This window comes from Pseudomonas sp. CP-1 (assembly GCF_021213715.1).
GTDB classification, from domain to species: domain Bacteria; phylum Pseudomonadota; class Gammaproteobacteria; order Pseudomonadales; family Pseudomonadaceae; genus Pseudomonas; species Pseudomonas aeruginosa.
Genome location: NZ_JAJQKY010000025.1, coordinates 76,695 through 84,773, shown reverse-complemented (window position 1 = coordinate 84,773; position 8,079 = coordinate 76,695). Strand labels below are relative to the sequence as shown.

Here is an 8,079-nt window from a genome sequence, read left to right as displayed (position 1 = left end):
CTCCACGACGGTTCTATTTCCCTCAATAGGGTTTGCTAACAAAAGCTCCAGATGAATCCCTGTCCCTGTGGCTACCTCGGCGATCCCAGCGGCCGCTGCCGCTGCACCCCGGAACAGGTCCAGCGCTACCGGGGCAAGCTGTCCGGACCGCTGCTCGATCGCATCGACCTGCACGTCAGCGTGCTCCGCGAAAGCACCAGCCTGCAGCCAGGACACGGCGAAACCGCTACCGCCGAGATCAGCGAACGGGTTGGCGCCGCACGGCAACGGCAACTGGCCCGCCAGGGCTGCGCCAATGCCCATCTCGACCTCCAGGCGATGCACCGCAATTGTGCACTCGCCGAAGCGGACCGCCGCTGGCTGGAGGCTGCCGGAGAGCGCCTGGAACTTTCCTTGCGCGCCTTGCATCGCATACTCAAGGTGGCCCGGACGCTGGCCGACCTGGAGCGCATCGATGCCATCGAACGCCGGCACCTGGCGGAAGCCCTGCAGTATCGGGCAACGACCTCCACGTGAAGCGTAATAATTCAGCAAAGCTATCGATTAAGGCTTTCCGAATCAAATTAGCTATCACGATGTGTTAGGCTGTTTCGTCTTCCGCCTTCGGCGGGCAATCCGATCACAAGGAGAGCTAGCTTACATGGAGACACCCACTACCCCCCGGAGCACCCTGAATCCTCCGGTCTTCTATACCTCCGCCGCCCTGATCCTGGCCCTGGTGCTGTTCACCGTGCTCCTCCAGGAAGAAGCGCAATCGCTGTTCAACCACGTCCAGCAATGGATCATCACCAACGCCAGCTGGTTCTACGTACTGGCCGTGGCGCTGATCCTGATCAGCGTGGTGTTCCTCGCCGTCAGCCGCTACGGCGACATCAAGCTCGGCCCCGACCACAGTCGTCCCGACTACCGCAACACCACCTGGTTCGCCATGCTGTTCTCCGCCGGCATGGGCATCGGTCTGATGTTCTTCGGCGTTGCCGAACCGGTGATGCACTTCACCACCCCACCGGTAGGCGAGCCGAATACCGTGCAGGCGGCGAAGGAAGCGATGAAGCTGACCTTCTTCCACTGGGGCCTGCATGCCTGGGCGATCTACGCCATCGTCGCGCTGATCCTGGCCTTCTTCAGCTATCGCCACGGCCTGCCGCTGACCCTGCGCTCGGCGCTGTATCCGCTGATCGGCGAACGTATCTACGGCCCCATCGGCCACGCGGTGGATATCTTCGCGATCATCGGCACCGTGTTCGGCGTGGCGACTTCGCTCGGCTACGGCGTGCTGCAGATCAACAGCGGCCTGCACCACCTGTTCGGCTGGCCGGTGAACCAGACCGTGCAGATCGCCCTGATCGCCGCCACCTGCGGCCTCGCCACGCTCTCGGTGGCCAGCGGACTGGACCGCGGCATCCGCATCCTGTCCGAGCTGAACCTGAGCCTGGCGGTGATCCTGCTGCTCTTCGTGCTGGTCCTCGGGCCGACCGTGTTCCTCCTGCAGACCTACGTGCAGAACACCGGGGCCTACCTGTCCGACATCGTCAACAAGACCTTCAACCTGTACGCCTACGAGCCCACCGACTGGATCGGCGGCTGGACCCTGCTGTACTGGGGCTGGTGGCTGTCCTGGTCGCCCTTCGTCGGCCTGTTCATCGCCCGTATCTCGCGCGGCCGCACGATCCGCGAGTTCGTCTGCGGCGTGCTGTTCGTCCCGGCCGGCTTCACCCTGCTGTGGATGACGGTGTTCGGCGATACCGCCATCCACATGGTCCTGCAGGAGGGCTTCACCCAGTTGGCCGAAGTGGTCAACCAGGACAGTTCGGTGGCGCTGTTCGCCTTCCTCGAGCACTTCCCGCTGGGCAGCGTGATCTCGCTGGTGGCGGTGCTGATGGTGGTGGTGTTCTTCGTCACCTCGGCCGACTCCGGCGCGCTGGTGGTGGACATGCTGGCCTCCAGCGGCAAGGACCACTCGCCGCTCTGGCAGCGGATATTCTGGTCGGTGCTGATGGGCGTGGTGGCCATCGCCCTGCTCCTCGCCGATGGCCTCAAGGCGCTGCAAACCGCGACCATCGCCAGCGCGCTGCCATTCTCCATCGTGCTCCTGGCGTCGATCTGGGGCCTGTTCAAGGCGCTGCACCTGGATGCCACCAAGCGCGGCATCCGCTACCAGGCGCTGACCTTCTCCCGCCCCACCACGCGCAGCGGCGCAAGCGAGGGCGACGGTTGGCAGCGCCGCCTGCGCAACATCGCCATGTTCCCGAGGCGCAGCCACGTCAACCGCTTCATCACCGATGTGGCGCGACCGGCCTGCGAGGACGTCGCCGCCGAACTGCGCAAGCAGGGCTACGAAGTCCAGGTGCAGGACGGCGAGGACGGCCGGGTTCGGCTGGAAGTCAGCCACGGCGGCGAGGTCGATTTCATCTACGAGGTGCGTCCGCGCGCCTTCACCACGCCGAGCTTCGTGATGCGCGACACCGAGGACAGCAGCGAGTCGCGCAAGTATTTCCGCGCCGAGGTCCATCTCCAGGAAGGCGGCCAGGACTACGACATCATGGGCTGGAGCCGCGACGGCGTGATCGGCGACATCCTCGATCAGTACGAGCGGCACATGCACTTCCTGCACGTGGTGCGCTGAGGGATGCGGGGGCCGGCCAATGCCGGCCCCTCGCCGTTTCGCCTACTGGATCTGCTCCGGGGTGACGATCACCCAGTTCCTGTCCGCCGTCACCGGCAGGCCGACCTTGGCCTGGGCGGCGGAATGCTGCTTGATCATGCCGTTGATCTGCTCCATGTACTTGGCCTTGCGGTTGACCCACAGGTGCACGCCGTTTTCCGCGGTGCCGTTGAACAGCATGTATCCGTCGCTGTCCGGGGTATCGCCGGCGACCAGGATCGGCCGCTTCCAACGGTCGATGTAGGTGAGGATCGCAGCCTGCTTGCCGGCCATCCAGGTCGCCGGGGTCCACAGGTAGGGGGTCACCTCCAGGTCGAGGTTGGCCTTGGGATCGTACTTGCCCTCGGCGATCTGCTTGCGCGTGGTGGTCAGCTCGCCGGTCTTGCGGTTCTTCAGCAGGGTGGTGACGCCGATGACGTTCTCCGGCTTGGCGTTGTAGCCATACCTGGGGTCCGCCGCGACCATCCGCACCAGTTCCTCGTGGGCCGCGCTGATCACGTAGACCTCGATGCCGTTTTCCATCAGCTTGTTGTACAGCTCGCGCTGGCCGCTGAACACGCGCGGCGGCTCGACGTCGAGCGTGGCGAGCTTGTCGCCGTCGTAATAGGTGGCGGGGATCGGCTTGCCGTAGGCCATCAGTTCGTCGACATAGCCCTTCAGTTCCCTGAGGGTGAAGCCTGAGAACACCTGGGCGACCCAGGGATAGCAGACCATGTCGTCGATCTCGCAAAGCCGGTAGTAGTAGCTGAACAGGCTCTCCTTGTGCCCGGCCTGGTCCTTGAACGGGATCAGTTTCAGCGAAGGGTCGAGCCTGTCGCGGGTCAGCACGCCCTTCATTTCCAGATAGGGCAGCAGCGATTCTTCCAGGTCGTAGCGATAGCTGGTGTTGTCCATGTCGAACACGGCGTAGGCGCCCTTGTTCGCGTTGGCCTCGATCAGTGCATTCAGTTGCCTGGCGGCGGGGGCCGGCCAGTGCTCGAGTTCGGTGGCGCTGGCCTGGCCGACTGCGGCGGCGAGCGCCAGCGCGGCGAGTATTCCTTTGGCGAAGGTCATGGCGGGTTCCTTTGGGCGGTTGGAAGGAAGCTCCGTCCCCTGCCGCTCCCGACAGGCAACGACCAACGACCCTAGCGCAAACCCTGCGCCCGGCCCAGCGACGGCAGCGACCTGTAACGTCGCGTCAGCGCCAGGAGTTGTCCGGCGGCGTCACGCCAGCCGCTCGACGACGGGCAGACGCATCGCCGCCACCTCCGCGAGGAGGAAGTCGCGCAATCGCTGGAAGCGTTCCTGTCCCCTGCGGGCGCGAGGCCAGACCAGGTGATAGCTTTCGCCGCTGGCCACCGCCACCGGCCAGGGCAGGCCGATGCGGCCCTGGGCAACATCCTCGGCGACCATCACCAGGTCGCCGATGGACACGCCATAGCCTCGCGCGGCGGCGACGATGCCCAGCTCCAGCGTGTCGAACACCTGGCCGCCCTTGAGCGACACCTCGTCCCCCAGCCCAGTCCGCTGCAGCCAGCGTCGCCAGTCGCGACGATCCGGCGTGGGGTGCAGCAGCTCGCTGTCACGCAGGCGTTGGAGGGTCCAGGGCTCCACGGCCTCGTCGGGTTCGCAGACCGGCACCAGCCATTCGGCGAACAGCGCTGCCGTTTCCCATTCCGGGCTGAACTGGCCGCTGCCCAGCAACACCGCGCAGTCGAAAGGCTCGCGCTGGAAATCCACCGAGTCCACATCCATCCAGGCACTGGTGAGCTGCACCTCGATATCCGGGTTCAGGTGGCGGAAGCGGCTCAGGCGCGGTAGCAGCCAGCGCAGGGTAAGGGTGGAAGGCGCCTTCAGGCGCAGGGTGGCGTCGTCCACGCGCAGGGCGGTGCAGGCCCGTTCCAGCGCATCGAAGCCGTCGCGCAGCCCGGGCAGCAGCAGGCGTGCCGGCTCGGTCAGCTGCAACTGGCGGCCATGGCGCTCGAACAGACGACAACCGAAGAGCTCTTCCAGGGTACGGATGTGCCGGCTCACCGCGCTCTGGGTTATCGCCAGTTCCTCGCCGGCGCGGGTGAAAGAGGCGTGCCGGGCGGCAGCCTCGAAGGCGCGCAGGGCATACAGCGGGGGCAGGCGACGGGTCATTGGGGAATTACCTCTTTCATGACTTTTACTCATGCCTGGCATCTTGTTTTTCCTTTTGTGGAGCCATGCCAGCCGCACCGAGAATAGCCGCATTCTCAACGCCGACAGGCCATCGCGGCAACCATCTCCTCCTGAGCCTTACTCATCCATGTCCTCACCATCCCTCGTCGAACTCAAAGCCATCCTGCGCCTGGCGGGCCCGTTGATCGCCGCCCAGCTGGCCTATGTCGCCATGGTCTTCACCGACACCGTGATGATGGGCAAGCTCGGCCCCGACGCGCTGGCCGCCGGCGGCCTGGGCGCGGTCAGCTACGCCTTCGTCTCGACGTTCTGTGTCGGCGTGGTGGCAGCGGTCGGCAACCTGGTGGCGATCCGTCACGGCTGCGACGACGCCGCTGGCGCCGCCGCGGCCGCTCGCTCCGGACTCTGGGTCGGCGCCGCGCTGGCCCTGGCCGCCGGCCTGCTGCTATGGAACCTGCGGCCGCTGCTCCTGCTCTTCGGCCAGGCGCCGCAGACGGTGGACGGCGCCATGCAGTTCCTCCACAGCCTGACATTCGCCCTGCCCGGCTACATGGCCTTCATGGTTCTGCGCGGCTTCACCAGCGCCATCGACCGCGCCGGCCCGGTGATGGCGATCAGCGTGCTCGGCGCGCTGGCCAACCTGGCTCTCAACTATTCCTTCATAGAAGGCCTGTTCGGCCTGCCGCGCCTGGGCCTGGCCGGTATCGGCCTGGTCACCGCCCTCGTCATGAACTGCATGCCGCTGCTGCTGGCCCTGTATATCCGCCGGCAGCCGGCCTATGCCGCGTACTCGCTGCTGCGCGGACTGGGACGGCCGCAGCGGGCGATGGTCGAGGAGATCCTGCGCCTGGGGCTGCCCATCGGCGGCACCTACGCGGTGGAGTCGGGGATGTTCACGGTCGCCACCCTGTGCATGGGCATCATCGGCGATCACGCCCTGGCCGCGCACCAGATCGCCATCCAGGCGGTATACGTGGCGTTCATGGTGCCGGTGGGGTTGTCGTACGCCACCACCTACCGCATCGGCCAGCATTTCGGCGCCGGCCGCCTGCTCGAAGCACGCCGCGCCGGGCGTGTCGGCATCGGCTTCGGCGCGCTGTGCATGCTGCTCTTCGCCGGGCTCTTCTGGTGGATGCCGGAGGCCATCATCGGCCTGTTCCTCGACCGCGACGCCCCGGCCAACCGGGAGGTGGCCGCGATGGCCGTCTCGCTGCTGGCGATCGCCGCCTGGTTCGAGCTGTTCGACGGCACCCAGAACGTCGCCATGGGCGCGATCCGCGGTCTCAAGGACGCCCGCACCACCTTCCTGGTCGGCCTGGCCTGCTACTGGCTGGTCGGCGTGCCGCTGGCCTGCCTGCTGGCGTTCGCGGCCGGCTGGGGCGCCGCGGGCGTCTGGTGGGGGCTGGCCGGCGGCCTGGCCTGCGCGGCCATCGGCCTGACCCTGGCCTTCGAGTGGAAGACCGCGCGGTTGCTGCCGAAAGCCACGGCCAGCGAGACGTCGGCGCTCAATTGCCGAGCGGCTGGCCGCGGTGCGCCGAGCGCTCGCCGATGCCCAGGAAACGCGCCAGTTCCGCCAGCGGCAGCGGCGGACTGATCCAGTAGCCCTGCACCTGGTCGCAACCGAAATCGCGCAACTGCTCCTGCTGGCGCAGGGTCTCCACGCCTTCGGCAACCACTTCCAGGTTGAGGTTGTGCGCCAGGTTGATCATCGCCCGCACCAGTTGGAAGTTTTCCGCCCGCTGGTCCATGCCGCCGACGAAGCTGCGGTCGATCTTCAACAGGGTGATCGGCAGGCTATTGAGGTGGACGAAGGACGAGAAACCGGTGCCGAAGTCGTCCAGCGAAAAGCGCACGCCCAGTTGGCCGAGCGCCTGCATGGTCTGCAGCACCTGGTCGCTGCGCCGCATCACGGCGGTCTCGGTCAGTTCGAACTCGAGCCAGCGCGCGTCGACGCCGTGCTCTTCGATCAACCGTTGCAGGGTCGGCAGCAACTGGCTGTCCTGGAACTGGCGGAACGACAGGTTCACCGCCATGTGCAACGGCTCCAGGCCGCGCCCGTTGAGCCACTGCATGTCGCGCAGGGCGCGGGCGATGACCCAGTAGCCGAGCGGCACGATCAGCCCGCTCTCCTCGGCCAGCGGGACGAACTCGCTGGGCGTGAGCAGGCCCCGCTCGCCGTGGCGCCAGCGCACCAGCGCCTCCAGGCCGACGATACGCCCGCTGTCCAGGCACAGTCGCGGCTGGTAGTGCAGCTCCAGCTCGTCGCGACGCAGCGCCCGGCGCAGTTCGGCTTCGAGGTCGGCGAGGCTGCGCACGCCACGGTTGATGCGTTCGTCGAAGACATGGAAGGTGCAACCCTGGCGGCTCTTGGCCTGCTGCATGGCGATGTGTGCATGCCACATCAGCGGGTCGGCGCCTTCGTCGGCACGGGCGTGGGCGAGGCCCAGGCTGCAACCCAGCAACAGGCTCTCGCCATCGATCCAGTAGGGCTCGCCGAGGCATTCGACGATGCGTTCGGCGACCCGCTCGGCGCGTTGCGGATCGCGACGGGTGTCCAGCAGCAGGGCGAACTCGTCGCTGCCCAGGCGCGCCAGGCTGTCACCGTTCTCCATGAAGCCGCGCAGGCGGTTGACCACCTGCAGGATCAGGCGGTCGCCGCCCTGGTGGCCGAGGGAATCGTTGACGTGACGGAAGTTGTCCAGGTCGAGGTGGCCGAGCACCAGGCCACGCCCGTCGAATTCGCTGAGGCGCGCCGCGAGCAGGGTCTGGAAGCCCTGGCGGTTGGCGATGCCGGTCAGCGGATCCTGCTCGGCGAGCAGTTGCAGGGTCGCCTGCAAGCCCAGGCGCTCGCGCGCGTAGCGCAGGCAGCGGCGCAGGCTGTCCTCGGAGAGCTGTTCGGCGGCCAGCCAGTCGACCACCCCAACCGGCGCCTGCGCCGGCTCCTGCTGCAACAGCAGGATCACCGGCCAGGGACAGGGAGTCCCCAGCGGCAGGCAGGCCGGCGTGGCCAGGAGCAGCCCGCGGGGCTCGGCGGCGAACAGGGTGGCCGCGCCCTCCCAGGTGGTGACGATGCTCAGCGAAAAGGCAGGCCCCAGCGCTCTCAGGCGTTCACCTAGCAGTGGCGCCCAGTCCGGCGTATCCGCCAGAAGGAGCAGGCGCAAGGGTTCTGCGGGCGCTGACAAGCAACCTCCAAAGTTTTAAGAATCTTCGTAAAGAACGAACGGCATCATCCTAATGCGGTAGGGAATCTACAGCAAAATGGCGTGAACGAT

At 66.8% G+C, this 8,079-nt stretch carries 5 protein-coding genes and 1 pseudogene; 3 read left to right on the top strand and 3 right to left on the bottom strand.

Annotation, left to right across the window (positions count from 1 at the left end; all coding sequences use genetic code 11):
• Positions 1-51: 51 nt before the first annotated feature.
• Positions 52-516, top strand: a pseudogene (locus tag LT948_RS29895) (ATP-binding protein); the annotation flags it as partial.
• Positions 517-640: 124 nt separating this feature from the next.
• Positions 641-2,626 (top strand): choline BCCT transporter BetT, encoded by a 1,986-nt coding sequence (gene betT / locus LT948_RS29890; protein ID WP_003096496.1) that lies wholly within the window; start codon positions 641-643, stop codon positions 2,624-2,626.
• A gap of 42 nt (positions 2,627-2,668) precedes the next feature.
• On the opposite strand, the gene pchP is transcribed toward betT, so the two are convergent.
• Together pchP and LT948_RS29880 are read right to left on the bottom strand one after the other, a co-directional pair.
• Positions 2,669-3,718, bottom strand: a complete 1,050-nt coding sequence (gene pchP, locus LT948_RS29885) for a phosphorylcholine phosphatase (protein WP_073657187.1) — start codon at positions 3,716-3,718, stop codon at positions 2,669-2,671.
• 150 nt (positions 3,719-3,868) lie between these two features.
• The gene (locus tag LT948_RS29880; protein ID WP_019485943.1) at positions 3,869-4,786 is read right to left on the bottom strand and encodes a LysR substrate-binding domain-containing protein; all 918 of its coding nucleotides are present in this window, start codon (positions 4,784-4,786) and stop codon (positions 3,869-3,871) included.
• Positions 4,787-4,934: 148 nt separating this feature from the next.
• Between LT948_RS29880 and LT948_RS29875 the strand changes: the two genes are divergently transcribed.
• The gene (locus LT948_RS29875; RefSeq protein ID WP_003110456.1) at positions 4,935-6,401 is read left to right on the top strand and encodes a NorM family multidrug efflux MATE transporter; all 1,467 of its coding nucleotides are present in this window, start codon (positions 4,935-4,937) and stop codon (positions 6,399-6,401) included.
• On the opposite strand, the gene LT948_RS29870 is transcribed toward LT948_RS29875, so the two are convergent.
• On the bottom strand, positions 6,313-7,989 hold the full coding sequence (locus LT948_RS29870) for a putative bifunctional diguanylate cyclase/phosphodiesterase (protein ID WP_003121292.1): 1,677 nt from the start codon (positions 7,987-7,989) through the stop codon (positions 6,313-6,315). The two genes, LT948_RS29875 and LT948_RS29870, sit on opposite strands and share 89 nt — an antisense overlap.
• Positions 7,990-8,079: the final 90 nt, after the last annotated feature.